The sequence below is a fragment of the Phytoamicus setariae genome (genome assembly GCF_016722925.1).
In the GTDB taxonomy this organism is placed as follows: domain Bacteria; phylum Pseudomonadota; class Alphaproteobacteria; order Rhizobiales; family Rhizobiaceae; genus Rhizobium_E; species Rhizobium_E setariae.
Window position 1 is genome coordinate 397,876 of sequence record NZ_JAEQNC010000002.1, and the last position, 25,509, is coordinate 423,384.

Here is a 25,509-nt window from a genome sequence, read left to right on the forward strand (position 1 = left end):
ATTCGGTGCAATCAGAAAAGGGCCGTGCAAAGCGCGGCCCTTTTCATTTGCACAAAGAAAAACCCGGGAGGCGGACCTCCCGGGTTTGAATAGCTCGAGCTGTAAAACGCGGTTAGTCGTTCGCGGTAATCTGAACGTTGAGTGTTTTTGCCAGATCGGCCGGGTTGCCCATCGCCGTGCCCATGATCTGCGGGAAGGGCATCGGCTGCGCCGGCTCGGCCGTCACTTCGATGCTCTTGGGATCATCGAGGAATGCATTGGCAGCCTCTACGATCTGGTTCTGCAACTCGGGCATGTTCAGCTGAGCGAGCAGAAGCGGCAGCATCCCCTTGATCGACTGGGCAAACTGCTTGCCATCAACGCCCTGCTGCTTGCCGGCATAATCCAGCACCTTCGGGGCGATGCCGGCGTCGTCATAGCGAATGGAAGCGCCGTTGTAGGAAAGCTGCTGCATCAGCCCCATCATCGCCATGCTCATGGCCTGCTGGCCAGCTGCCTTGTCGGGATTGTCGTTGGCAGCCTTCATGGCTTCCTGCAGGCTCTTGACGAATTCGAGCGTGTAGCCTGAAATCGAGAAGTTGACATCCAATCGTCCGAGATTCTCGAAATCCAGGGCGTATTCGGTGACATCCATCTTGCCGTCGGCAAGTGTCCAAGTGCCCTTCATGGTGAGCGCACCATTGAGGTTTGCGAGGCCCAGGGCTTCGATCGCTTCTTTCGCCTTCGGGTCCGGCGTTGCGCTGGTGTCGATTTTGATGTCGGACACGGCAGCTTCCATGTCGAGCTTGCTTTCGTCATCGGCCATCTTGTAGTCGGCGGTGAACGCGCCGATGCTCGCCACTTCCTTGTTGTCGGACGTTATCTTCGTTTCGCCGACATGGAAGGATTGAGCCAGCATCAGGGAGGAGATTGTGCCAGGTTCCGGTTGGGCAGGCAGGCTGATGCCCTCGATGAAAATGTCCTTTGCATGAATGCCAGAGCCGTTTTCGACGACGTTCAGGTCGGAGAAGGAAGCCTTCTCGATTTCATAGCCGCCGTCTTCCTCGGTCACGCCCGTAAGTGTTACGTCGCCGATCGGCAACTGCTTGTTGTCGATGCTCGACATGGTTACCGTGACGCCGCTCAGCTTGACGGTGGTGCCGTCCACTTCGCTGCCCTGAGCGGCGAAGCTGGTGCCGTTAGGTGACGAAAGCGCGTTGAGCTTGGCGAGGACATCGTTGCCGTCCAGCGCAAAGGCCGCATTGGCGATCGAGATGAAGGCCGTGCTGGCGAGCATCAGGCTGATCGAGCGGTTTAGTTTCATCGAATTGTCCCTTTCACTAGACGAAATCTGGATGACTTATCCAGTGCTATCTACGGATGATGCGACTGTTATATTCTCAGTCGTGACGATATCTACCGGAAAACAGACTTTTTTGAGCTGAGGTAATTTAGCTGGTTTCTCCGCGAGCGAATTGTGTGGACTGGTCGCAATAAAGAAAGGCCGCCCCGGAAGGAGGCGGCCCCACTTCGTCATCTGAGCCGGTCAAGCCCTTACTTGATCGTCAGGTCGTAGCGGAAGCCGCGGCCGAGACTGAGCGTTGCGCCGGGATGCACGCCGGAGCCGGAAGCGAAAATTTCAGCCGCGAGGATGTGACTCATCTTGAGGACTCTTGGATTTAAGCGGGATAGTGGAGCGACGCCGTCACTTGACGCTGATGTCGTAGTTGTAGCTGCTGCTCAGGGCGTAGCCTGCTCCGGGATGGACGCCCGAGCCGATCAGCGAAAATTTTACGACATCCTTGCCCCGGAACCCCTTGTCGGGGCGGTAAGTGACCAGCATGCCCTTGGTCATCTTGCCGTTACAGTTGTACATTCCGTCCTCGATCTTGTGCGAGATCCACTTGAAGTCCAGCGAACCGTGCTCGGGTTCGATGGAAATGCGTGGCTTGGGTTTCGAGCCGGAATGGCAAGTCTGCGGGTCATAGACCACCGAAAACAGAATCGGAGAAGTCTTGCCGGCGGGCACGACCCTGTCTTCTGCGGATGCGGGGACGGCGAAAAGGGTGGAAGCAAGAACTGTCAAAGCAAAGATAGGGCGGAAAGTCATGCGAGGCCATTCAAATTGGATACTTTGGCGATATGCCGAGTTTCAGAGTTTCCCCAGTAATGGAAGATTATTTTTGTTGCAATCAGAAAGATAGTCTTTGCAATCTAAAGATTGAAATGTTTTTCGGTCTAATATTTGCGCCACCAGCGAATCGCTGTCCACAGGCTGATTGACTGGAATCCTTGCCGGTTGCGCCTTGTTCGGCTAGAGCATCAATCATGGGAAAAAGCGAATTGCCGCCGGGTGGCGGGGACCATATTCAGCCGGTGGATCTGAGGATAGCGCTCGAGGAGCGTTACCTGGCCTACGCGCTGTCGACGATCATGCATCGAGCCCTGCCGGATGTGCGCGACGGGCTGAAGCCGGTGCATCGCCGCATCGTGCATGCGATGAGCGAGATGGGTATCCGTCCCAACAGTGCCTATAAGAAATGCGCCCGCATCGTCGGCGACGTGATGGGTAAGTTCCACCCGCATGGCGACCAGTCGATTTATGACGCGCTTGTGCGCCTGTCCCAGGAATTTGCCATCCGCTATCCGATTGTCGACGGACAAGGCAATTTCGGCAATATTGACGGCGATAACCCCGCCGCCATGCGTTATACCGAAGCCCGCATGACCGAGGTCGCGGCGCTGATACTGGAGGGCATCGACGAGGACGCCGTCGATTTTCGCCCCACATACAACGAGGAAGACCGTGAGCCGATCGTGCTGCCGGGCGCGTTTCCCAATCTGCTTGCCAATGGTTCGTCGGGTATCGCGGTCGGCATGGCGACAAATATTCCGCCGCACAACGTCCACGAAATCTGCGATGCGGCACTGCACCTGATCAAGCATCCCGATGCGACGGTCGAAAATCTGGTCGAGTTTGTTCAGGGGCCTGACTTCCCGACGGGCGGCACGATCATCGAGAGCCGGGCAAGCATCCTCGATGCCTATGCAACGGGCCGCGGCGGCTTCCGCGTTCGCGCCAAATGGAATCTGGAAGATCTCGGTCGCGGCGGCTACCAGATCATCGTCACCGAAATTCCCTATCAGGTGCAGAAGTCGCGGTTGATCGAGAAGATTGCCGAGTTGCTCATTGCCCGCAGGCTGCCGCTGCTCGAGGATATCAGGGACGAATCCGCCGAAGATGTGCGCATCGTACTGATCCCCAAGAACCGGACAGTCGATGCAAACCTGCTGATGGAGTCGCTGTTTCGGCTCACCGAGCTCGAAAGCCGCGTCTCTCTGAACATGAACGTGCTGTCCATGGGCAAAGTGCCCAAGGTCATGTCGCTGAAGGAGGTGCTGGTCGAGTGGCTGGCCCATCGCCGCGAAGTGCTGGTCCGCCGTTCGCGTCACCGCCTTGCGGAGATCGATCGCAGGCTGGAAATCCTGGGCGGCTATCTCGTCGCCTATCTCAATATCGATGAGGTCATCCGGATCATCCGCGAGGAGGATGAACCGAAGCAGACGATGATGGCGCGGTTCAACCTGACCGACCTTCAGGCGGAATCGATCCTCAACATGCGGCTGCGGTCCTTGCGCAAGCTCGAGGAATTCGAGATCCGCACCGAGTTCGACCAGCTGTCCGCCGAAAAGGCCGGCATCGAGGCGTTGCTCGCATCCGATGAGAAACAGTGGCAGACGGTGGCCTGGGAAGTTGGCGAGGTGAAGAAGAAGTTCGCCAAGGCGACGCCGCTTGGCCGCCGCCGCACGGATTTTGCCGACGCGCCCTCGACCGACAGCGCAGCAATCGAGCAGGCGATGATCGAAAAGGAACCGGTCACTGTGGTCGTCTCAGAAAAGGGGTGGATCCGCGCGCTCAAGGGCCACATCTCGGACCATTCCGGCCTGCAGTTCAAGGAAGGCGACAGCCTCAAGATCGCCTTCAACGCCCAGACGACAGATAAGATCATCGTGTTTACCACTGGCGGCAAGGCCTTTACTCTGGGCGCCGACAAGTTGCCAGGCGGGCGCGGCCATGGCGAGCCATTGCGCATCATGATCGACATGGAAAACGATCAGGACGTGCTGACGGCCTTCGTCTTTGACGCCCAGCGCAAATTGCTGGTCTCGTCGCATCTCGGTTACGGGTTCATTGTCCCCGAGGCCGATCTGGTCGCCAATACCCGCAAGGGCAAGCAGATCCTCAATGTGGCCATGCCCGACGAGGCCAAGCTTGTGACGCATGCGATTGGCGACCATGTTGCTGTCGTCGGCGAGAACCGCAAGATGCTTGTCTTCCCGATTGCCCAGATGCCGGAGATGAGCCGCGGCAAGGGCGTACGCCTGCAGCGCTACAAGGATGGCGGCGTTGCAGACATCAAAGTCTTCAGGATGGATGATGGTCTTTCCTGGGACGATAGCGCTGGCCGCAACTTCAACCGCACGAAGGACGAACTGTCGGAGTGGCTTGGCGATCGCGCCGCAGCCGGCCGTACGGTGCCCAAGGGTTTCCCGCGTTCGGGCAAGTTTGCCGGATAACTGCCTGCCGTCACAAAACTGAGTGCACGCCTTTGGGGGCGTCGCTCAATGCAGTGGGATTTTATCCCGCCGCATCGTGTGTGTCGAATGCCAGACGAGGGCGATCAGTATGATCGCACCGCCGACAAGCGTCGCGGTTGACGGGTTTTCGGAGAACACGAGCCAGACCCATACCGGCGCGAGCACCGTTTCCAGGAGGTAGAACATGCCGGTTTCGGCCGCCGAGAGGTAGCGCGGTCCGAGCGCGAGCGCCCAGAAGGCGAAGGGCGTTACAAACAGCCCGTTGAAAATGATCCAGAACGGATCGGCGATGTAAAAGCCGGTGCCAGCGGCAGCCAAAATGCCGATGGATGCAGGAATAAATGCTGCAACCAGTGGAGCAAAGCCAAAATCACGACCAGCAGCGCGGCTGTAGGTTAGCGCGCAAGCGGTCACGAAAGCCGACATGGCGGCCATCAGGTCGCCGAACAGATGGCCGCTTTCGAGCCCGCTTCCGACGATGATGAGAACCCCGATCGTCATGGCGCCCATGGCGACGAAAGTCGCGGTCCGGGGTCTCTCCCTGAGAAAGATCCACGACAACAGAGCGCCGAACATCGGGTTGAAGGCGAGGATGAAGGCGACATTGGCCGACGTCGTGTTGAACACCGACAGCATGAAGAATACGGTGCCGAGCGCATAGAACACCGCGACGATAACACCAGGCCAACCCGGCACAAGCACCGGCGCCTTGCCGTAGATTCGCCGCAGGATGATCCATGCCGCAAGGACGACCAGAAGGGTGCAGATGCTGCGCGTCGCAAGAATTGCCCAAACGTTGCCATCGGCGAGCCTTACCAGCGGTATATCGAAGGAAAGCGCAAGGCCGCCCAGAAACGTAAGGAGAACGCCCTTCATATGGGGCGACATCGATGAAGGCGGCATAATGACTCTTGTCAGGGATCGGGATGGTCGGCTGGAGGCTCAAACAGCGTCCAGCCCTGGGAGAGCAGGTGCTCTTGTGGGCGAAAGCGGGTCTTGTAGGTCATCTTGCGGGAGCCGTCGACCCAGTAGCCCAGGTAAACATGCGGCAGCCCTCTGGCCCGCGCTCGGTTGACATGATCCAATATCATCCAGGTGCCAAGTGACCGGCTCTCCTCGTCTGGATCGTAGAATGAATAGACCATCGACAGGCCGTCGGACATGATGTCGGTCAGTGCCGTTGCGATCAACCGGCCGCCGGGGCGCAATTGCACACCATCGCCTTCCTCGCGGATACGGTATTCGATGACCCGCGTGTTGACATGGGTATCCTCGACCATCATCGCATAGTCCAAGACGCTCATGTCGGACATGCCGCCGGTCTGGTGGCGGCTGTCGAGATATTTACGGAAGAGCGTGAACTGTTCGGTCGATGGCTCGGCGGCATATTCCTTCGCGACCAGATCATGGTTCTTGCGCAGGACGCGCTTCATCGAATCCGTCGGCTGGAACTGATCGACGAGAATGCGCACCGACACGCAGGCGCGGCAACTTTCACAGGCAGGGCGATAGGCAATGTTTTGCGACCGGCGAAATCCGCCCTGGGTGAGGATGTCGTTCATTTCCGGCGCGCGCTGCCCGACGAGATGCGTAAATACCTTCCGCTCGACCTGACCCGGCAGATAAGGGCAGGTCGCTGGCGCGGTCATGAAGAACTGCGGAGATGGATGTGCCTGCGTGTTCATTCTGCGGAGAGAATCTCAACTCTTTCGGACTGCATCGTACCAGCATGCCGAAAGATTGAAAAAGGTCAACTCCCTCAACGGAGGCATTACCTCAGTTCATCTCGTACCACCGGCTTGTCCGGACGGTGGTCGTGCCGAGCGCGATGTCGTGCAGCAGTCGCTTGCGGTCCGTGAACAGGCCCACCAGAAGGATGAAGGGTGTCAGCACCGAATTCAGGATCCAGAAGACTACGAGATGGAGCAGGGCGGTCAGAAAGTCGGGCCCCTGGCCGCTTTCTGTGGTCATCATCAGGTCCATCACCCGCATGCCGGGCGTGGCGCTCGCGGAAGAAGACAGCGACAGGCTGAAATAGAGGCCTGCCATTAGGAAGAACAGCACCGGGTAGAGGTAGAAGCCCAGTCCCAGGGTGAGGATCGAAAAGACGAACAGCAGCACCGCGGCTGGGAACATCAGCAACAGCACGATCGTGTAGTCGATAAGGAACGCAATGACGCGGCGGCTCAACAGGCCGTCGAAAAGGTCGGCGGTGAAATTGCGTTCGTTGCGAAAGGCGTCAGCCATAGAAATCTCCCGGCACGGCGTGATGCTAGAGTCCGTCAGGACCAAAGATGTGGGTATGACGACCGGCGAGCGCAAGAATTGCCGCAAAAAAACCGGCGTATTGCTGCGCCGGCTGTTTGGTCGGGGATGGCTTGCCGCCTCAGAACAGGAAGTGGTCCTTAGTCAGGTCGCCGAGATCGACATTTTTCAACGTGATGTCGTTGTCGCCGGCAAGGTCGATCACGACGTCTTTGCCAACCTGATCCATGATGGCGACCAACTGTTTGAAGGTGTTGATGCTGCCGAGATCCTGCAGGTCGATGATGTCGTGGTTTTTGCCGGCGGTGGCAAAATCGGTGATCGTGTCATTGCCACTTTGCTTGTGGAAGACAAAGGTATCGGCACCCTGTCCGCCCGTGAGACGGTCATTGCCGCCGCGCCCCATGAGAATATCGTTACCCGCGCCACCCTCGACGGTGTCGTTGCCGAAGCCCGCGCTGATCGTGTCATTGCCGTTGCCGCCGTCGATCCGATCGTTGCCTTCACCCGCCTGGATGATGTCGTCGCCACCTCGACCGTCGATGACGTCATTGTCCTCAAGGCCGATGATTTTCTCGCCGGCATTGGTTCCCTTCAGTCTGTCCTTTCCTGCCGTTCCGATAATGTCGGAGCCACCTTCGGTGACGCCGGTGACCGTAACGGTCAGTGCACCGCCATCGCTGCCAGCGCCGTCCGACAAGGTGTAGCTGATGGTGATGTCAGCCTTTGCGCCGGCCGCGAGGTTGGCGCCGGTGTAGGCAACCACAAGCTTGCCGTCCTCGTTGACCGAAACCGTTCCGTTGCCGGATGTGACGCTGGCGGCTGATACGGACAGCTTGTCGCCCTCCACGTCGATGTCATTGGAAAGCACATCGATGATGCTTTGATCGCCCTCTTTCAGGCTTGCGGCATCATCCACAGCCAACGGCGCATCGTTGATGCCGGCGACGTCGAAGAGGATAGTGTAGTCGGATGCCGATGTCGCGCCCCCGGTGTCGGTCACTTTAAACGTCACGGATGCGAGTGCGTCACCATAGGCATTGGCATCAGGTGTCCAGACCAGTTTTCCGATATCGGCGGCGGCGATCACATCGTTTGCCTTCACCAATTGGCCGTTGAGCTTCAAGGTGCCGTTTGCCGGCATTTCGGTGATCGTTATCGACGCAAGCTGATCGTTGTCCTTGTCGCTGAAACCGAAGTCGGACTGGGTGAAGGTGTGCGAACCGTCTTCTTCCAGGTCGATCGTGCTGCCCTTCGCGGTAGGCGTATCGTTGACCGCGTTGACATCGAACGAAATCTTGTAGTCGGATACTGACGTTTCGCCCTTGTCGTCGGTCACCTTGAACTTGAAGGAGGCAAGCGTTTTGCCAAAGGCATCGGCGTCCGGCGTCCAGACCAATTTTCCGATATCGGCTGCGGCGATCACGTCGTTCGCCTTGACCACGGTGCCATTCAGCTTCAACGCGCCATTGGCCGGGATCGCCGTGATCGTGATCGCAGCGAGTGTGTCGCCATCACCATCGCTGAACCCGAAGTCCGCCTGTGAGAAGGTGTGCGAGCCATCTTCCTGCAGCGTGAGCGTCTTGTCGCTGCCTTCGGGCAGATTGCCTGGCGACAATACCGTCTGCTGTACGCCCCATTGGTCGCCGTCGGCAGCCAAAGAATGCCAGGTGACGACAAGATCGCCATCATCGGTCACCGCAAGGGACGGCGAATTATCGAGGGAATCTGTGCTGAGCTTGACTTGTGAGCCGACCTTTTCTCCATTCGCATCATAGATTTGCAGTTGGATGCTAAAGCGGCTCCAAACAACGGCCCAGCCACCACCAGGCAGACCGATGACCGAATTCGCGGAATTGCCATCCGAAGAGCCGACCAGCGTTTCTCCGCCAACCATGATGCCGTTCGCGCTGAATTGCTGTTGCCAGATGCTATTTGCGGCCCCCGGAGAGGTCGCCCAGGTGAACCAGGTTACGACCCATCCGCCATTATCGAGCGGCGTAACCGAGGATGCGAGCTGATCATTGAGGGCCGTGGTGTTGACCTGGCTATAGGGTCCGACTGCGGTTCCGTTCGAATCGTAGCGCTGCTGGAACACGCCCTGGTAGCTGCCGTCGAGGCCCGAGCTGGTCCAGGTGACGACAAAGCCGTCCGCCAGTTCGGTGATCGAGGGCTCATAGGAATTATGCGCACTCGAGTAGACGGCGACTTCGTTTCCGTTCGGATCGCCAGCGGCGTCGAAGCGCTGCATGTGGATGCTATAGCCCGATTGCCAGGTGACGATCCAGCCTCCCTCGGAGAGCGCCGTGACTTTTTGCCCGGACTGATTGCCTGATGTCGTGGTGTTCACGAGGGTCTCGACGCCAACCGGGTCGCCGTCAAGATCGTAGCGCTGCTGGTAGATCCCCCCATCGGTGCCTGCCAGGTCCTGGCCGTTAGACGTCCAGGTTACCACCCAGCCGCCATCCGCGAGCGTCACGACTTGGGGATTGTATTGGTTGCCAGTGGTGTGTGAATTGACCTGGGATTCCAAGCCATTCTTGGTTCCGTCGGCATGATACATCTGCTGGTAGATGCCCGCCAGGTCGCCATCCTGGCCGTAGGAGTGCCAGGTCACCACCCAGCCGCCGTCGGCAAACGCGGCCACGCTGGAATACTGCTGCGCGCTGGTTGTGGTGGAGTTCACCAGTGTCGTCGAGCCTTGGGTGTAGGAAGTCGTCATGCGTATGCCTCATTATTGCCGCCCGTGACGAGGCGGTTTTCAGGTGTGGGCCGCAGCGGCTTGCCGCGGCCGAAGCTGTGTGGATCGGTGTGTCGTTCAGGACAGGAAATGGTCCTGGTTCGGGTCGCCAAGGTCGACACCCTTCAGGGTGAGGTCACTGGCGACGTCGAGGTGGGTAAAGACATTCATGCAGCGATGATTCATGGGGGGGGGCTACTTGTAGTTGCCGGTGCCACTGACCGTGTCATGGCCGCTCGCCTATATGTACGGTGAGCCTTGGTTGCCGGTGACGACGGCGTTTACGACCGTCTCGGTGCCACCAATGTGCGTTGTCATTCAAAATTCCCTCGATGCGTCAGCCGGCCAGCAGGCCGCGGCCCCTGGATGTGATTGCCTATTGGTCAGATCGCGCTGGATGAATAGCGTGATTTTGGCTGAAAGTAACTTTGGAAATCTTAAATAAATGTATACGCGTACATAAGTAAATTTTTGCTTTAACTGTGGATAAACTTCAAAAAAAATACATCAATACACAAATGTAACAACGTAACCAAAGTTTAGTTTGTATTGATTGTTTTTGCTTGTTTGGCGTGTGGGAGATCTGGTGATCAGGTTCAGGCGAGCCGGATGGAGCCTGAGAACACGTAGCCCGAACCCTGAATGGTCTGGACGGGTAGGGGGGTGCCGCTTTCGGCATACACCTTGCTGCGCAGGCGGCTGATTGCGGCATCCAGCGCACGGCTTTCCGCATCGGCCGAGTTGTAGCCAAGGGTTTTCATCACCTGGTTACGGGCAACGATTTTGCCGGGGTTGTCGGCGAGCATTTCCAGAAACTGGATTTCCTTGCGGGTCAGCGGAACAACGCCACCGGCGGGGGGCGCGAGCCGGAATTGCAATCGGTCGACGCACCATTCCTGTGTCGCAGCAACCTTGTCCGGGGGCGCGGTGCGCTTACGGCGCTTGGCAAGCGAATTGATCGCCGCTGCCAGCTCCTCGCAGTTGACGGGCTTGACCATGTAGAGATCGGCGCCTGAATTGTAGCCCCGGACGCGATCGTCAATGCCGCCCTGAACGGTCATCAGAATGATCGCCAGGTCGGTCTTTTCGGCAAGGTAGCTGGTTATCGACAGCCCGTCGTAGTGGGGCAGGTTGACGTCCACGAGGGCGACGTCATAAGTGTTCTGCGCAATCAGCTGATAAAGCTCGATGGCGCTGCCAACCCCGGTCACATCTTCCCCGCAGGCAATCAGGTAATCAGCGAGGCTGTCCCTCAATTCGATGTCATCTTCGACGATGACGACCTTGTTCACTGTGAATTCCCCGAGAATCGCTCTGCATGCCCATGCGCCTGTTGCCAAGTTATCTCTGTGTCCGCATGTGTGCAACAGCGCCTGTGCTCCTGCGCATTCTAGTGCTGGCTGTCGCAGCCATAGCCGGAATGTTCTCTGTTGTGCCCACAGCGGCATTTGCCGACGAGAGCAACGAGGCGATCATTGTCGGAGCTGAATTCGAAAGCGTGCCACTTGCCGGACATCTCGAGTTTTTCCTCGACCCTGAGGCGAGGCTCGGCATCGGGGACGTCGCCTCGCCGGAAGGAATGGCGCGCTTTAAGCCAGTGAATGGGACCCTGTCCCTTGGCTACGTCACTGACGCTGCATGGGTTCGATTTCGTGTCCGAAATAACGAGCCGCAGCCGCGCACGATGTTTCTGGACCTGCGGCCGGTGTTTCTCGACGAGGTCGAAATTTTCGCGCCTGCGCCGAATGAAGGGGTGCCGGACCGGTCAGGCATTCTTCTCGGCGACCACATCGAGATTGGCCGACGCCCGGCGCTTAGTCCCTCTTTCGTTGCCAGTGTCGTAGTGCCTGCGGGCGAAAGCGTGTTCTTCATCCGGATCAAGACGTCGAGTTCGACGGCGCTTCGGGGCAGCTTGCGTTCACCCTCGTCGATGATCACCGGTGCCGTTGTACAGGCAATTCGCTTCGGAATGTTCGAAGGCATCTTTCTGCTGATGGGGATCGCCAATCTCGTCTTCTGGCTCAGCCTGAGGGAGCGCGCCTTCCTTTCCTATGGACTTGCACTGCTCGTGCAGGCTGCCGTACTTCTCGGAAACAACAATTTCCTGCCTCCGGAATTTTTGCCGGGTGGTGGCGCTGGTGTCGATGTCACCTTGGGCGTGCTGGTATGCATCAGCCATATCGTCGGGGCCTGGTTCGTCAGCGACCTGCTGAACGCCCGGCGTAATTTTCCTCTGCTGCACAAGTGTTTTATAGCGCTTGGCGCATTGGCTGCGCTCTCCGCCATCGCCGCAAGCGCCGGATACTATCAATGGGTCATCGGGCCGTTGCTGGTCAGCGGCGTTCTCAACTTTCTGCTCGGAATTATCGGAAACTTCAGGCTGGCCCGGCGGGGTGTCCCGGGCGCCGCCATGGCTGGCTTTGCGCTGCTGGCGATCCTTGCTGGGTCCATCACGACCATCGGCCGACTGCTGGGCTATATCAGTTTCAACATGTGGTCGGATTATGCCTTCGAGGCGGCGATGATCGTCTTTATCTTCCATATGCAGGTCGCCCTGGCGCAAAGGGCACGCCGCGCCGAAAACGAGCGGCTGGCCGCCCAGGCACTGGCACTCGAAACCGCCCGAACCGCCGAACAGGAGGCGAGCCGCCTTGTGGAGCTGCGTACCAGGGAGCTTGCCAGCGCCAAGGAGATTGCGGAACAGGCCCTCCAAGCCGAGCGCGAGATCCAGAGCGAGCAGCTTCGATTCATCGACGTGATCTCGCATCAGTACAAGACACCGCTATCGGTTGTCTCCAACAGCGTCGCCGCGATCGCCAGGACTCTCGCCCCGGCCGATCTGGCCAACCGTGAGCGTGTGCTTCGGTGCAGGCGGGCAATCGACAGGCTGGTCGAACTGATCGATGTGAACCTTCACCGCAGCCGGTTGGACGGCGTCGCCGTCAGTGCCGATATGCAAAGTGTGAATATTGAGGCGTTCCTGGCTGATGTCGTTTCCAGGGAGGCAGATCTTCACGTCGATCGACAGATAGAGTTGACAATCGATCCGGCCCTGTCAGGGGTGTCGATGGCGCTGGATCCGGCAATGATCGGCCTGGCGATCGCCAACCTTGTGGAAAATGCCGACAAGTTTTCTCCTGCCGGCGCAAGTATCGATGTCGCTGCCGAGCCGGTAGGCGAGGGGGTCGCAATCCGCGTACGTGATCGCGGCATCGGCATTCCCGACGATGAGCGGGACAAGCTGACCCAAAAGTACTTCAGGGCCTCGAACAGTGCCAACACGTCGGGAATGGGGCTGGGATTGAACATGATAGCAACGATCGTGAGACGCCACGATGGCATGCTCAGGTTCGAAAGCGCGGCGGGAGGCGGCACGGAAGTAACGATTGTCCTTCCCTTGCGCCGCGCGCCCGGCAATCAACCCTTCGCGAGCTTTCGCGCCACGTCCATGGCGAAATAGGTGAGGATGCCGTCGCAGCCGGCGCGCTTGAAGCAAAGAAGCTGTTCCATCATCACCCTCTCGCCGTCGATCCAGCCATTGGCGGCAGCGGCCTTGACCATCGTGTATTCGCCGGACACCTGATAGGCATAAACAGGCAGGCCGAAGGCTTCCTTGATCCGCCAGCAGATGTCGAGATAGGGCAAGCCGGGCTTGACCATCAGCATATCAGCGCCTTCCTCGACATCGAGGGCCGCGTCGCGAATGGCTTCCGTGCCATTGGCAGGATCGATATAATAGGTTTTCTTGTCGCCTTTGAGCAGGCCGGATGTCGAGATTGCCTCGCGGTAGGGCCCGTAATGGGCGGAAGCAAACTTTGTCGCATAGGACATGATGCCGACGTCCTGGTGGCCGGCGCTGTCGAGCGCCCGGCGGATCGCGCCGATACGGCCATCCATCATGTCGGAAGGTGCGATGATATCGGCGCCGGCGTCGGCCTGCATGACGGCGGCGCGCGCGATCGCGTCCACCGTTTCGTCGTTGACGATGATGCCGTCGCGCAGGATGCCGTCATGGCCATGGCTTGTGAAGGGATCGAGCGCCACGTCGGTGATCACGCCGATGTTCAGTCCCGCCTTCTTGATCGCCGTAGTCGCCTTGTTGATGAGGTTGTTGGCAACGAGCGCCTGCGAGCCTGTCTCGTCGCGCAGCGCCAGATCGACATTCGGAAAGGTGGCGAGCGCCGGAATGCCGAGATCGGCCGCTTCCCGTGCCGCTTCCACCGCCTTGTCGATGCTCATGCGGTTGACACCCGGCATGGCGGGGATCGGTTCGACGATGCCCGTGCCCTCGACGAGGAATATCGGCCAGATCAGGTCATCGACCGTCAGGTGGTTTTCCTGGATCAGCCGCCTCGACCAGTCGGCCTTGCGGTTGCGCCGCATGCGACGGTGGCCGGTGATTTCGTCAACGAGATGGGTCTTGTCGGTCATGGTGATATCCCCGAAATTTCGGCTCGCTGGTTAGCATGCTCGCATATCGATTGCAAAAAGCCAGATTGACGCGGGGATCTGGTTTTTGCCGGGATGTTCGGTTAGATAGCGCCCATGACCGATCTTCCCATGCCCCCACCAAAACCCTTCCTGCCACAAATCCTGATGGCTGTATTCCTGAGGCTGGTGGCGCTCGGCTGCCTGTTCTATGCAGTTCGCCTGTGGGGCGACCTGATCGGCTACTCTCATGAAGGTGTGATGCGTTTTGATCTGTTGAGCACCGACAGGATGGCTGCGTCTGCTGCACTTGCCGTGCTTTATCCGGTCGCGGCAATCGGTCTCTGGCTCAAGGGCCCGTGGGGGCCGGTCATGTGGTCCGCGGCCGCGGTCATGGAAATCGTCATGCATCAGGTCATGCCGGAGGTCTTCGGAACAGACGGCATCAAGATAATTCTGATCGCAGCCACGGTGGTGATCTATGCGGTTTTGAGACTGAGCATCATCTTCCTGTGGCCGCAAAAGTCAGCCTCGGCCAGCGGTTAACAAAGTGTGTATCGCAACAGAACATTTACCATGCCAATTCGTTCTTTCCGGGTAACCGCCCGTTAATCCTATGATTTAAGTAGAATTTTATAGGTCGTTGCTAGTTTTGAACTCACAAGACGGGATCACAAAAACAAGAACCGTCGGGCAAACAGTGAGGCAGAAAATGAACACGAAGCTCAAGGCACAGGCCCCGGCGGCCATCGATCCGCAAGAACAGATCATCCACAATCTCTATCTCGAATCCGTCCATCTTGTCGAGCGCCTACACCGCCGCCTGCTCGATGTGATCAAGGACGAGTTCGACCGCTCGGGCCGCGACGACATCAATGCCGTCCAGGCGCTGCTGCTCTTCAACATCGGCTCGTCGGAGCTGACCGCAGGCGAACTTCGCTCGCGTGGCTACTACATGGGCTCGAACGTTTCCTACAACGTCAAGAAACTGGTCGATCTCGGGTTCATCAATCATGCCCGTTCGCGCATCGACCGCCGTTCGGTCCGTATTTCGCTGACCGACAAGGGCCAGGACGTCGCCGAGACGGTAGCAAAACTCTACCAGCGCCACGTCGGCTCGATCCACAAGGTCGGCGGCATCGGCGAAGGCGAATTCAGCCAGATGAACAAGCTGCTGCAGCGCCTCGACCGTTTCTGGAACGATAGCATCGCCTATCGCCTCTGATCGAGCACAGCCGGACAGACACGCATTTCCTCCAGTCATGCGGCGTTTTGAACAGCCATAGCGGAGCGTGAGAAGACGCGCCGTTATGGCTGTTTTGGTGTTGGCGCCATAGCGCGCCACTATTGAATTCATCGCGTGGAACGTCCTTATCCAAGATCGACGCATCGCTCCCGCTTGGAGCGAACGTTGCCCATGGGAGATCGAACGTGAAGCTTTTGAAAATCCTCGCCACGTTGCTGGCCGTTATCTGGTGCGCGTCCTGTGCCATCCAGTCGGATACCCTCCTTGCCGACCCGATGGGCGTGGGCGATCCGGTCGAGGGGTTCCCTAAATCAGGGACATTTCGGCTCGAAGTGTTCGATCGCGACAAGAATTCCTACAAGCCGTTTGCGACGCTGGTTAGCCAGCCGCGGGCCAACGGCTTCAGTTATATCCTTGCCTTCGAAGACGGCACGCCCGGCCGACTGGTGCTTCAGGCGAAAACGTTGTCACAGGGCAACTATCTGATACGCTTCAGTCAGTATCAGGCGGATAGGCCAGCCACGCTGGAAACCAGCGCGCTCGCCTTCGTGACGGAGAAGGACGCAACCTTCTACGTGTTGAGTGCGATCACCACCATGGATACACTCAACGAGATATTTGCCGGTCGCACTCTTCCCAGGGGCGGTGACGGAGCCGACGTGTGGCTCGATTCGATCGAGCAGGCTGAATTGATCTCGAAATGGTTTGCGAAACATTACCAACGTCTCGCCGACTACAAGGATTACAGCCAGTTTCGAGTGGTGAAATAGATATCCGGCTTGGCAGCCGTTCCGCATCGTTGCTGTTTCGATCAGGCACAAATCGGCCACATTAATGTGACATCCCCGCCACAACCGGTGCGGCGAGTGGGGTAGGGCTGGCCGACAGGTCCATATTGTGTTGCGGCAGCATTTGCCGCGATGCAGAAGGAGCCGGAACTTCCCCATTCGTTAACCACGATCATGATAGGTGGGAGTCGTTTAAGGTTTCCCCGGACTATTCGGAAGGCAGCATGCATGTCGGACAATGATTCTCACTCTTCTTTCTCCCGTCGCGGTTTCTTGCGCTCGGCTGCGCTGTTTGGCGCGGCGGCCGTTGCCGGTCCTGCCTTGACCCAGGAGATCGGGATCGACGACATCATCAACGCGCCGCGCCGCGGCAACTGGGACGACCAGTTCGATGCCAAAGCTTCGCGCACCGCTGCTGCCGTGCTTTCCAACAATCCGATTTTCGGCCCGGGTGCGGCCGCAAACCTGCAGCAGGCGATCTACGACTATGAGTCGATCGTCGCCAATGGCGGCTGGCCCCAGGTCAACACTACTGTGAAGCTGAAGATCGGCGTCATCGATCCGGCTGTCCGCCAGCTTCGCGAGCGCCTGATGGTGTCGGGCGACCTGGCCAAGTCGGCGGGCCTTTCGAATTCCTACGATTCTCTGGTCGAAGAGGCGGTCAAGCGTTTCCAGGCCCGTCACGGCCTGCCGCTTGACGGCGTCCTGGGCCAGTACACGCTCAAGGCCATGAACATCCCGGCCGATGTTCGTCTCGCCCAGCTGCGCACCAATCTGACACGCGTCGAGGCGATCACCACCGATCTCGGACAGCGCTATGTGATGGTCAACATCCCGGCGGCCTATATCGAGGCAGTCGAAAACAATCGCGTCGTCCAACGCCACACCGCAATCGTCGGACGCATTTCGCGCCCGTCGCCGATCCTCGATTCCAAGATCTACGAAGTCATCATCAATCCTTACTGGACGTCGCCGCGCTCGATCGTCGAGAAGGACATCATGCCGCTGATGCGCAAGGATCCGAGCTATCTCGAGAAGAACTCGATTCGGCTGATCGATGGCAAGGGCAACGAGGTCGACCCGAAGACGATCGATTGGAACGGCACGGCGCCAAACCTGATGTTCCGCCAGGATCCGGGCAAGATCAACGCTATGGCCTCGACCAAGATCAACTTCCACAACACCCATGCTGTCTACATGCACGACACGCCGCAGCAGGGCCTGTTCAACAAGCTGGTGCGGTTCGAATCTTCGGGTTGCGTACGCGTTCAGAACGTCCGCGACCTCACCACATGGCTGTTGCGTGATACGCCGGGCTGGTCCCGCCAGCAGATGGAAGCGGCAATCAGGACAGGCAAGAACAACCCGGTCAAGCTTGCGGTCGAGGTGCCGGTATATTTCAAATACATCACCGCCTGGTCGGCCAAGGACCGGGTCGTGCAGTTCCGCGACGACATCTATCAGATGGATGGCGCGCAGGAGCTGGCTCTGCAGACGGGTCTCAATCAGGAGCCTGCAGTCGCCAACTGACGCCGTCTTTTATCGTGTGCCTCATACCGCCCGGAAATCATCCCGGGCGGTTTTTTTATGCCGCCGGCCAAGCCGGTTTTTATGGCCGGAACGCTGAACGTCCCCAACAATCGAAGTGCGACTGTACATCGCGCCGCAAGCGCCACATTTGTCGGCGCAAATCGTCTTGCCCTGACCACCGTCAGTCGCTAATACGCAGTTCGACAGTTTGGTCATCCATTCCTAAGAGAGACGAGACAGACAATGAGCGCGACCGAAGCCTTTTTCACCCGCACGCTTGCCGACGCCGATCCGGAGATTTTCGGTTCCATCGAGAAGGAACTCGGTCGTCAGCGCCATGAGATCGAGTTGATCGCTTCGGAAAACATCGTCTCCCGCGCCGTGCTCGAAGCGCAGGGCTCGATCATGACCAACAAATATGCCGAGGGTTATCCGGGCAAGCGCTACTATGGCGGCTGCCAGTATGTCGATATCGCCGAGGAACTGGCGATCGAACGCGCCAAGAAGCTGTTCGGCGTCAACTTCGCCAACGTCCAGCCGAATTCCGGTTCGCAGATGAACCAGGCGGTGTTTCTGGCGCTTCTGCAGCCCGGCGACACCTTCATGGGCCTCGACCTCAACTCGGGCGGTCACCTGACGCACGGTTCGCCGGTCAACATGTCCGGCAAGTGGTTCAACGTTGTTTCCTACGGTGTGCGTGAAGAAGACCACCTGCTCGACATGGACGAAGTGGCCAAGAAGGCCGAGCAGACCAAGCCGAAGCTGATCATCGCCGGCGGCACCGCCTATTCCCGTATCTGGGACTGGAAGCGCTTCCGCGAGATCGCCGACTCGGTTGGCGCCTACCTGATGGTCGACATGGCCCACATTGCCGGTCTCGTAGCCGGTGGCCAGCATCCGTCGCCGTTCCCGCATTGCCATGTTGCCACCACCACGACACACAAGTCGCTGCGTGGCCCGCGCGGCGGCATGATCCTCACCAATGACGAGGATCTGGCAAAGAAGTTCAACTCGGCCGTCTTCCCGGGGCTCCAGGGCGGCCCGCTGATGCATGTCATCGCCGCCAAGGCCGTGGCGCTGGGCGAAGCCCTGCAGCCGTCGTTCAAGGAATATGCGGCCCAGATCGTCAAGAACGCCAAGGCGCTGGCGGAATCGCTGAAGAAGAACGGCCTCGACGTCGTCTCCGGCGGCACCGACAACCACCTTATGCTGGTCGACCTGCGCAAGAAGAACGCCACCGGCAAGCGCGCCGAAACCGCACTCGGCCGCGCCTACATCACCTGCAACAAGAACGGCATTCCCTTCGATCCGGAAAAGCCGTTCGTGACCTCGGGCGTCCGCCTCGGCACGCCGGCCGGCACGACCCGCGGCTTCAAGGAAGCCGAATTTGCCGAAATCGGCAACCTGATCGTCGAAGTGCTTGACGGCCTGCGTGAAGCCAACTCCGACGAAGGCAATGCCGGCGTCGAAGCCAAGGTTCGCGAGAAGGTCGTTGCCCTGACCGGCCGCTTCCCGATGTACGGCTATATGTAAGACTGATCGGCTTAGCGCCGAAGTTTGCAACCCTCTCCGGAAACGGGGAGGGTTTTTCGTTTTCGGGAGCTGGACGGTCTGGGGAGACGAAAGGCAGACTGGTGCGAGGCGCGCCCTGCGATACACGCGAACATTGCTTTCACGTTCAATGTTACCGTTACGTTACTTACCTGGATCCACCTCACTTGGTAGCCTCGCACCGTGTCGGGTTTTGTTGGAGTAGTAGATTCCAACGGGATCGTGAATATTCGCTTCTCAAGCAAAGGAGACGACATCATGAAACGCCTTCTCTCGATTGCCACAGTACTCGCGAGCCTTCTGGTGAACAGCGGCGATGCACTCGCGGCCAAGTCCGTCAATCTCGGAATGCTCGTCTGCGACATGTCCAAGGGCATTGGCCTGATCATCATCGAAAAGCAGAAGATGACTTGCGAGTTCCGGCCGGTCAGCGGGCAGACGGTACTCTATACAGGCAAGATCACGGATGTTGGTATCGAGCTGGGCGAGGTTAAGGAAGGCCATATGATCTGGGGAGTCTTTGCAGCCGCCTTGACCGACATGCAACCTGGCGCGCTCGCTGGTCATTATGGCGGCGTCGAGGCGGATGCGGCGCTCGGGCTGGGAGTCGGCGCCAATGCGCTGATTGGAGGCACGGGCAAGGGCTTCATCTTGCAGCCGCTTTCGGTGGAGGGCGAGGTTGGCGTCAACATCGCGGCAGGTGTCCGAACCGTCACGCTGGATTTCGTGGCCGACTGATCTCTGCCGCCAGAGAAGAGAGGCGGTGACGGTTGTGGTCAGGATCTATCGCCGTATAGCATGCGCGCTTGTTCTGTCGCCCCTGTATTCGTGCCAACGGCACACGGGGCAGGAGATCGCGAAGGAAGGTACCGACAACGACCGCTGCCGCGTACGACCGGCAAATTAATCTGGCTGATCGACCGATGTCGTAACCTTGGCGATGCCTATCGTGACCGTCTCGCACAATCCTCCAGTTCCGCCTTGCTTGCGACCTAGTTGTGGCGCATGGTCGATTGTCGGCAGCAATTGAAGCGGGCGCTGCTTTTATAGGGTTGAAAACCTTAGCCCCAAGCGAAAGGAGGACGAAATGTCTTCCGTCGTGTTTCTGCCGCATCTCACATCGCTCAATCTGCAAATGCTTGGCCGGGTACTCGATACTGCCGGCATATTCAACATCGATACCGCCTGGCATCTGGAGAGAAGAATGCGGTTCGGGCGATTTCTCGTCGATGCCTTCGAGGAAGGAATTACCTCTGAAGCGGAACTCGTCGCCAGTCTCGAAGAGCGGCTCGATGTGCTGGATGCGTCGTGCCTTCCCGATGCTGTGATGCGCGATAGTAGATCCGATAATGTCGGCTGGGAACATGAGGGCGACAGCCTTGGCCGTACAAGCGACTGGGCTTCGTATCTATTCGGCAAGCGGACAGAGCAAGACGGCTCCTGGACGATCTATCACGTCTTTTCGGGGCTTCCGGCACAATACGGAACCTGGAACATGCAAGGCCTGACCGAGCAGGAGGCCGAGCGAGCATTGCGAACTATCAACACACCATCATTCAGTGGAGAACATTGATGTCCAAGGAAAAGAACAAAGGAAACAAGGAGGCCCGCAAGCCGAAAGTGGCAAAGCCTGCAAAGCAGCCTGTTGTTTCGACTTTCGCCAAACCCGTACCTTCGTCCAAAAAATCCACCTCGAACTCCTCGTGAGCAATCATGTCCGACCGCACCACAGAGACACAGATCACCTTTAGACACCCGTTTCAGCTTTCTCCACTGGTTCAGCCGCTTGCGCCTGGCACTTATCGCGTCATCACTGACGAGGAGGAAATTCCGGGCCTCCCTTTCATCGCCTATCGACGCTCGGCCACGATGCTACATATCCCGGCGATAGGCGTCTTGGGACATGCCGAGCAGTATCTCAGCGTCGACCCAAAGGAACTGGAGGCATCGCGATTGAAAGACGTGGAAACAACCTAGCCGAGATAGGGTGTAAACCGATGATCTTTCAGCTCCCCACAACAACAGCCACGATCAAGTCCGTCATTGCCGCGATCGTGCTTTTGGCATGCTTCTTCTTGGTTGCTTACATGTTGATGGGTCATCCTGGGGTTTTGATACCCAACTGAATGCACCGGATCACATACTGTTCGCGAACGAGAGGCTGCATTGACCGAAGAGAGTAGCAGTCGTTGGATGCCTGATTGCAGCCAGCGGCAGCTCTGCTCTTCACTCTGTGGCGGTTGAATGGACTTGGAACGACGGCACTGGCACCGTTTGTGTGCAACGTCATGCTCGAGGCCTTGAAACCGCTGGCAAGGCGCGCATCGATACTCCTGACATCTCGCTTTCCGCCCAGCGCCGTTGCTCAACTGGCGTAGTTGGAGTAGGATTCCTCTATCAGCGGGCTTAGGATGAACGGTAAGGCAGCTAGGCAGCGTAGGGCCGCAAAAAGGTCGATCCTTCGATTGAAAAGACCGGAGCAGGCCTGATCTGACGGGTCGGTGCCTTTTGGCCTTCGTGCAATGGGAGCGCCGGCATGGACTTTCCCGTACCCGAGAACGAAGTTGAACGCCTGGCCGCGGTACAGGCGTATCAAGTATACGGCACCGGCCCCGAATCCGGATTCGACGACCTCACCGATCTCGCCGCCTCGATTGCCAATGTCCCGATCGCGATCGTCAACATCGTAGGCGACACCAAGATATGGCTCAAATCCCGTCACGGTGTTCCTCCCGATCTCGAGGAAGTCCCTCGCGGCGGCGTCTGCTGCAGCCACGCGGTTTGCCGCAGCGACTTGCTTGTTGTCTCCGACACCCACGCCGATGACCGCTTCAGGGCGATGCCATTCATCGCAACGGAACCTTTCCTCCGCTTCTATGCCGGCATGCCGCTGATAGACTCAGGCGGCCGGGCGCTGGGAACGCTCTGCATCATGGACATCACGCCGCGCGAGCTGACGTTCGAGGCTGCCGAGGGCATCCGACGCATAGCGCGCCAAACCACCGCCCAACTCGAACTGCGCCTGAAGATCGCCCAGCTTGTGCGCTCTCAGGAAGAACTGGCCGCCGAGAAGCAGCGCTCTGACAGCCTGCTCCTCAACATACTGCCACGCAATATAGCCGCGGAATTGACTGAGAAGGGCTCGGTCGAGCCTCGCCACCATCCTTCCGCGACGATACTCTTCACGGATTTCGTCGACTTCACCAAATCCGCAGCGGAACTCTCCCCTCGCGAGTTGGTCGATGACCTCGATATGTACTTCTCCGAGTTCGACAATATTGTCGCGCGGCATGGGTTGGAAAAGCTGAAGACCATGGGAGATTCCTACATGTGCGCCGGCGGCCTGATGCAGGGCCGCAAGGACCACGCGGTCCGCAGTTGCCTTGCCGCTCTCGAGATGAGGCGCTTTGTCGCTGCCTCAGACCGGCGCCTGGCCGCGATCGGGCAGCGGCCCTGGCACCTCCGCGTCGGCCTGCACAGCGGCAGCATGATGTCCGGCGTGGTGGGCCGGAAGAAATTCAGCTATGACGTTTGGGGCGACGCAGTGAACATTGCATCGCGAATGGAAAGCACCGACGAAGCGGACCATGTGAATATTTCCGAAAGCACTTTTCAACACGTAAAGAGTTATTTCGATTGCACGCCGCGTGGTTCCCTTGAGGTGAGAAGCAAGGGCAAGATGACGATGTATTTCCTCGATCGGCTGAAACCCGAATACTCGGCAGATGCGGCAGGTGTGGAAGCGAACGAGCGTCTAAGGAGCACCCTTGCCGGTACTTCGGCCCCCTGGTCCCTGCACTGAATATGTGGATTGCTATTCCCAGCGGCGCCGCACGCATTTACCTCGTAGCTACACGATCAGCAGCCCGGCGCCGGTGCCCACCAGTACCAGCGTCCATACGAGATCCACGTTGATCCAGGCGCTGCGTAGTATTTCAAGGCCGACCCAGCGATAGACCGCCAAGGCAACGAGGCTGGTGGCCGTCAACATCGCCAGCGTATGCACACCGACCGCTGCAAATGTCATGGCCGCAGAGCCATTCCCGCCGACCGTCCCCAATGGCGAATCCGCGATACATAGGGGCATCAACGCCGGCAGGACCATGAGACCGGCACCATGGGCTGTTGCCATCAGGAACGACCAGAGCGTCAGGCCGGCAAGGCCCGTGCGCATGCCGATGCGAACGCGCCGCCGGTGACCAAAGAGGCTGTGCCAGAGAGCCCAACCAATGAGGCCTACCCCGGTGGCCGTGCGCAGGGCATCCTGGTCCACGTAAAGGTTGGCCGCAACCAGAGCTCCGGCCACCAGTGCGATGGACGCGGCGTGCCCGAGAGCAATCGCGGGTACCGCCTGAACCACCGCAGCAGCACTCTGCCGGTGCACACCCAGCGCCACGGCAAACAGCCATCCCATAGCTGGATTGAGGCCGTGAAAGGCACCCAGTCCCGCCAACAGCATCCAGGGCCAGAGTTCGTTCATGGGTGCCTCGTCCGGCTACTTTTCGTGCCTTACGGATAGCAATATGAATCTGACGAGCAATCTCCGCCCTGCAGGCGAATCTGGTGCGGTCGATGCGACTTTGGCCATTCGACGAAGAACTTTTCGTCGAAGGCAATGCCGCCGTCCGGCCCCGCATCAAGCTTCACCATCCAGCCGGAAACGCCCTCGGGATAGAACTGCTCGTCGATCGCGCCATAGAGCGAATTGGTGAAATAGACGCGGCGGCCGTCGCGACTGATCTCGACCATCTGCGGGCCGCCATTCAGTGCGCCGTTCTTCGCGCCCGGATGCGAAGCACGCGAAACGATGCCGCCGATCCGGACCTTGCCCGTCAGCTTGGGCTTGAACGGATCGGAGACATCGTATTGATGCAGGTCGCCGGTTCCCCAGCAGGACACATAGAGAAACTTGTCGTCCATCGACAGGTCGATATCGGTGACAAGAGGCGGCACGGCTTTGAAGCCCTTGAGCATCGGCGGCAGCAGGTCCGGATCGGCGGGTTCCGCGGGAATGTCGATCACCTTTGTCACCGCCCACTTCTCACCGTCGCGGTGCCAGACCCATATCGAGGAGGAAAGATCCTCGAGACTGAGGACGCAGTTGACAAAACCATAGGCCTTGGTCGGGTCGTGCGCCGGGCGAAGCTCGAACACGAGTTGATACTTGTCGCCGAAATCGATGGTCTGCAGGTGCTTGCGCTTGTGCAGATCCCAGAAATGCAGGCGGCGGCCATATTTCGCGCCGAGCAGGATTTCCGGGACCAGGCCGTTTTCGATAGTATCCGGCGTTCCCCACTCGCTGGTGATGAGCGTATCGTGGCCGAGATGCCACCAGACGTCATAGGAAAGGTGCTGCGGCCCGCGATCCATTTCCCACTGGCCTCGCACCTCGAACGTCTCGTGGTCCATGAGGAACACGCCGCCAGGTCCTTTGCCCTCGGCGTTGCCAAGCGCTGCGACATAGATCCCCTCCGGCCCGCAGTGAATGGTATGCGGCCTGGAATACCCCGCTCGTTCGGCGACTTCGCCGGGTTCGATGACCTTGACGATGGTTGGATTCCGGCCGTCTGGCTTGGTATCGATGATATGGATGCGCGAGGATCTCAGCCCCGGCACGACCAGATAACGGCGCTCCGCATGCGGGTGCGGCGCATTGGGGCAAAGGCAGGATGAACAGGCATTCCAGCCGAAATGGTGCAACTCGTCCCCAACATTGGGCATGGCCACGGATTTGACGATCTGACCATAGGAGGCCGACTTGGGATCGACATCGACAACAGCCAGTTCATCAGGAACCGTTCGCGCCGGATCGAAGGCAGCGACGTAGGCAAGCGCCTCCGGCGCTGCCTTCATGGCCATTCTCGGTGACGGATAGAAGCTTGGATCGGGTTTCCACGTTACCATGTGACGTGCTCCTGGCTCGCGTTTGCTGAACAATGAGTGATGTTCGCAAGAGCGGGTTCGCCCAACTGGATTGGTTGACGACGGGGAACGTCAATCAGCATCAAGGCTTTTGCAGAACGTCGCACATAGACCTATGGCCGGGGCAAAAGCCGTTGATGATGGCGAAAATTCGCGTCGTCCTCAGGGGCCGAAACCGATCGACTGCTGTGTCGAACGGTTCAGCCCTATGCTTAGGCTAGACCACGCACCGCTCTCTTGGCGGACCGGGCCGGATTGGGCCAACAGAATTGAATACAATTGAGCGCAACCCGCTCTAAATACCTGCAAACGCCTACTCATCGCTGCGGATGGGGCAGGATCAAGGGTGCTTCAACGAAATACAGATTAGAGACCGTCCTCTACGGCTGAGTGAGCCGTGGAAGCAATCCGCCCAAGGTAATTGTCTCAGATATCAGCAGGTTTGGACAGTCACTTTTTCG

21 protein-coding genes are annotated in these 25,509 nt (G+C 58.7%); 11 read left to right on the plus strand and 10 right to left on the minus strand.

Going from position 1 to position 25,509, the window contains the following annotated elements; translation table 11 throughout:
* Positions 1–112 precede the first annotated feature (112 nt).
* Both JJB09_RS04605 and JJB09_RS04610 read right to left on the minus strand, forming a co-directional pair.
* Positions 113–1,303: a YdgA family protein gene (locus tag JJB09_RS04605; protein ID WP_201653771.1), complete on the minus strand. Its 1,191-nt coding sequence runs from the start codon at positions 1,301–1,303 to the stop codon at positions 113–115.
* A 381-nt stretch (positions 1,304–1,684) separates the two neighbouring features.
* Complete coding sequence (locus tag JJB09_RS04610) at positions 1,685–2,089, minus strand: hypothetical protein (protein ID WP_201653774.1); 405 nt, start codon at positions 2,087–2,089, stop codon at positions 1,685–1,687.
* 218 nt (positions 2,090–2,307) lie between these two features.
* Here JJB09_RS04610 and parC point away from each other — a divergent pair, with 218 nt between their 5' ends.
* Positions 2,308–4,557, plus strand: a complete 2,250-nt coding sequence (gene parC / locus JJB09_RS04615; RefSeq protein ID WP_201653777.1) for a DNA topoisomerase IV subunit A — start codon at positions 2,308–2,310, stop codon at positions 4,555–4,557.
* A gap of 45 nt (positions 4,558–4,602) precedes the next feature.
* Here the strand turns inward: parC and JJB09_RS04620 are convergent, their stop codons facing one another.
* From JJB09_RS04620 to JJB09_RS04640, 5 genes are all read right to left on the minus strand, one after another.
* Entirely contained in the window at positions 4,603–5,481 is an 879-nt protein-coding gene (locus tag JJB09_RS04620; RefSeq protein WP_201653780.1) for a DMT family transporter, read from the minus strand.
* An 11-nt stretch (positions 5,482–5,492) separates the two neighbouring features.
* On the minus strand, positions 5,493–6,263 hold the full coding sequence (locus JJB09_RS04625; protein WP_201653783.1) for an arginyltransferase: 771 nt from the start codon (positions 6,261–6,263) through the stop codon (positions 5,493–5,495).
* 91 nt (positions 6,264–6,354) lie between these two features.
* On the minus strand, positions 6,355–6,825 hold the full coding sequence (locus tag JJB09_RS04630; RefSeq protein WP_201653786.1) for an RDD family protein: 471 nt from the start codon (positions 6,823–6,825) through the stop codon (positions 6,355–6,357).
* Between the two features lie 139 nt (positions 6,826–6,964).
* Positions 6,965–9,565: an Ig-like domain-containing protein gene (locus JJB09_RS04635; protein ID WP_201653789.1), complete on the minus strand. Its 2,601-nt coding sequence runs from the start codon at positions 9,563–9,565 to the stop codon at positions 6,965–6,967.
* 614 nt (positions 9,566–10,179) lie between these two features.
* Positions 10,180–10,875: a response regulator gene (locus tag JJB09_RS04640; RefSeq protein ID WP_201653792.1), complete on the minus strand. Its 696-nt coding sequence runs from the start codon at positions 10,873–10,875 to the stop codon at positions 10,180–10,182.
* 26 nt (positions 10,876–10,901) lie between these two features.
* Here JJB09_RS04640 and JJB09_RS04645 point away from each other — a divergent pair, with 26 nt between their 5' ends.
* Complete coding sequence (locus JJB09_RS04645; RefSeq protein WP_201653796.1) at positions 10,902–13,043, plus strand: sensor histidine kinase; 2,142 nt, start codon at positions 10,902–10,904, stop codon at positions 13,041–13,043.
* On the opposite strand, the gene hemB is transcribed toward JJB09_RS04645, so the two are convergent.
* Positions 13,001–14,014, minus strand: coding sequence for a porphobilinogen synthase (gene hemB, locus JJB09_RS04650; RefSeq protein WP_201653799.1), 1,014 nt, complete (start codon positions 14,012–14,014; stop codon positions 13,001–13,003). The two genes, JJB09_RS04645 and hemB, sit on opposite strands and share 43 nt — an antisense overlap.
* A gap of 114 nt (positions 14,015–14,128) precedes the next feature.
* Here hemB and JJB09_RS04655 point away from each other — a divergent pair, with 114 nt between their 5' ends.
* From JJB09_RS04655 to JJB09_RS04695, 9 genes are all read left to right on the plus strand, one after another.
* Positions 14,129–14,557 carry a DUF6163 family protein gene (locus JJB09_RS04655; RefSeq protein ID WP_201653802.1) on the plus strand — a complete coding sequence of 143 codons (429 nt, stop codon included), beginning with the start codon at positions 14,129–14,131 and terminating at the stop codon, positions 14,555–14,557.
* A gap of 166 nt (positions 14,558–14,723) precedes the next feature.
* Positions 14,724–15,236 (plus strand): transcriptional regulator LdtR, encoded by a 513-nt coding sequence (gene ldtR / locus JJB09_RS04660; RefSeq protein ID WP_201653805.1) that lies wholly within the window; start codon positions 14,724–14,726, stop codon positions 15,234–15,236.
* A 206-nt stretch (positions 15,237–15,442) separates the two neighbouring features.
* Positions 15,443–16,027, plus strand: a complete 585-nt coding sequence (locus JJB09_RS04665) for a hypothetical protein (RefSeq protein WP_201653808.1) — start codon at positions 15,443–15,445, stop codon at positions 16,025–16,027.
* Positions 16,028–16,273: 246 nt separating this feature from the next.
* Positions 16,274–17,575 (plus strand): L,D-transpeptidase family protein, encoded by a 1,302-nt coding sequence (locus JJB09_RS04670; RefSeq protein WP_201653811.1) that lies wholly within the window; start codon positions 16,274–16,276, stop codon positions 17,573–17,575.
* Positions 17,576–17,818: 243 nt separating this feature from the next.
* Positions 17,819–19,108, plus strand: coding sequence for a serine hydroxymethyltransferase (gene glyA / locus JJB09_RS04675; RefSeq protein WP_201653814.1), 1,290 nt, complete (start codon positions 17,819–17,821; stop codon positions 19,106–19,108).
* 276 nt (positions 19,109–19,384) lie between these two features.
* Positions 19,385–19,864 (plus strand): DUF992 domain-containing protein, encoded by a 480-nt coding sequence (locus JJB09_RS04680; protein WP_201653818.1) that lies wholly within the window; start codon positions 19,385–19,387, stop codon positions 19,862–19,864.
* Between the two features lie 349 nt (positions 19,865–20,213).
* The gene (locus JJB09_RS04685; protein WP_201653821.1) at positions 20,214–20,699 is read left to right on the plus strand and encodes a hypothetical protein; all 486 of its coding nucleotides are present in this window, start codon (positions 20,214–20,216) and stop codon (positions 20,697–20,699) included.
* A 140-nt stretch (positions 20,700–20,839) separates the two neighbouring features.
* Complete coding sequence (locus tag JJB09_RS04690; RefSeq protein WP_201653824.1) at positions 20,840–21,103, plus strand: hypothetical protein; 264 nt, start codon at positions 20,840–20,842, stop codon at positions 21,101–21,103.
* Positions 21,104–21,662: 559 nt separating this feature from the next.
* Positions 21,663–22,928, plus strand: coding sequence for an adenylate/guanylate cyclase domain-containing protein (locus tag JJB09_RS04695; RefSeq protein ID WP_201653827.1), 1,266 nt, complete (start codon positions 21,663–21,665; stop codon positions 22,926–22,928).
* Positions 22,929–22,976: 48 nt separating this feature from the next.
* Here JJB09_RS04695 and JJB09_RS04700 read toward each other — a convergent pair whose 3' ends face one another.
* On the minus strand, positions 22,977–23,606 hold the full coding sequence (locus tag JJB09_RS04700) for a hypothetical protein (RefSeq protein ID WP_201653830.1): 630 nt from the start codon (positions 23,604–23,606) through the stop codon (positions 22,977–22,979).
* A gap of 29 nt (positions 23,607–23,635) precedes the next feature.
* A complete protein-coding gene (locus tag JJB09_RS04705; RefSeq protein WP_201653833.1) occupies positions 23,636–25,030 on the minus strand; it encodes a selenium-binding family protein in 1,395 nt (464 codons plus the stop codon).
* Between the last annotated feature and the right edge of the window lie 479 nt (positions 25,031–25,509).

Bases quoted from the DNA above. Each gene is read 5' to 3' on its own strand.
- JJB09_RS04605 (WP_201653771.1), bottom strand. From the start codon at position 1,303: ATGAAACTAAACCGCTCGATCAGCCTGATGCTCGCCAGCACGGCCTTC.
- JJB09_RS04610 (WP_201653774.1), bottom strand. From the start codon at position 2,089: ATGACTTTCCGCCCTATCTTTGCTTTGACAGTTCTTGCTTCCACCCTT.
- parC (WP_201653777.1), top strand. From the start codon at position 2,308: ATGGGAAAAAGCGAATTGCCGCCGGGTGGCGGGGACCATATTCAGCCG.
- JJB09_RS04620 (WP_201653780.1), bottom strand. From the start codon at position 5,481: ATGCCGCCTTCATCGATGTCGCCCCATATGAAGGGCGTTCTCCTTACG.
- JJB09_RS04625 (WP_201653783.1), bottom strand. From the start codon at position 6,263: ATGAACACGCAGGCACATCCATCTCCGCAGTTCTTCATGACCGCGCCA.
- JJB09_RS04630 (WP_201653786.1), bottom strand. From the start codon at position 6,825: ATGGCTGACGCCTTTCGCAACGAACGCAATTTCACCGCCGACCTTTTC.
- JJB09_RS04635 (WP_201653789.1), bottom strand. From the start codon at position 9,565: ATGACGACTTCCTACACCCAAGGCTCGACGACACTGGTGAACTCCACC.
- JJB09_RS04645 (WP_201653796.1), top strand. From the start codon at position 10,902: ATGCCCATGCGCCTGTTGCCAAGTTATCTCTGTGTCCGCATGTGTGCA.
- hemB (WP_201653799.1), bottom strand. From the start codon at position 14,014: ATGACCGACAAGACCCATCTCGTTGACGAAATCACCGGCCACCGTCGC.
- JJB09_RS04655 (WP_201653802.1), top strand. From the start codon at position 14,129: ATGACCGATCTTCCCATGCCCCCACCAAAACCCTTCCTGCCACAAATC.
- ldtR (WP_201653805.1), top strand. From the start codon at position 14,724: ATGAACACGAAGCTCAAGGCACAGGCCCCGGCGGCCATCGATCCGCAA.
- JJB09_RS04670 (WP_201653811.1), top strand. From the start codon at position 16,274: ATGTCGGACAATGATTCTCACTCTTCTTTCTCCCGTCGCGGTTTCTTG.
- glyA (WP_201653814.1), top strand. From the start codon at position 17,819: ATGAGCGCGACCGAAGCCTTTTTCACCCGCACGCTTGCCGACGCCGAT.
- JJB09_RS04680 (WP_201653818.1), top strand. From the start codon at position 19,385: ATGAAACGCCTTCTCTCGATTGCCACAGTACTCGCGAGCCTTCTGGTG.
- JJB09_RS04685 (WP_201653821.1), top strand. From the start codon at position 20,214: ATGTCTTCCGTCGTGTTTCTGCCGCATCTCACATCGCTCAATCTGCAA.
- JJB09_RS04690 (WP_201653824.1), top strand. From the start codon at position 20,840: ATGTCCGACCGCACCACAGAGACACAGATCACCTTTAGACACCCGTTT.
- JJB09_RS04695 (WP_201653827.1), top strand. From the start codon at position 21,663: ATGGACTTTCCCGTACCCGAGAACGAAGTTGAACGCCTGGCCGCGGTA.
- JJB09_RS04700 (WP_201653830.1), bottom strand. From the start codon at position 23,606: ATGAACGAACTCTGGCCCTGGATGCTGTTGGCGGGACTGGGTGCCTTT.
- JJB09_RS04705 (WP_201653833.1), bottom strand. From the start codon at position 25,030: ATGGTAACGTGGAAACCCGATCCAAGCTTCTATCCGTCACCGAGAATG.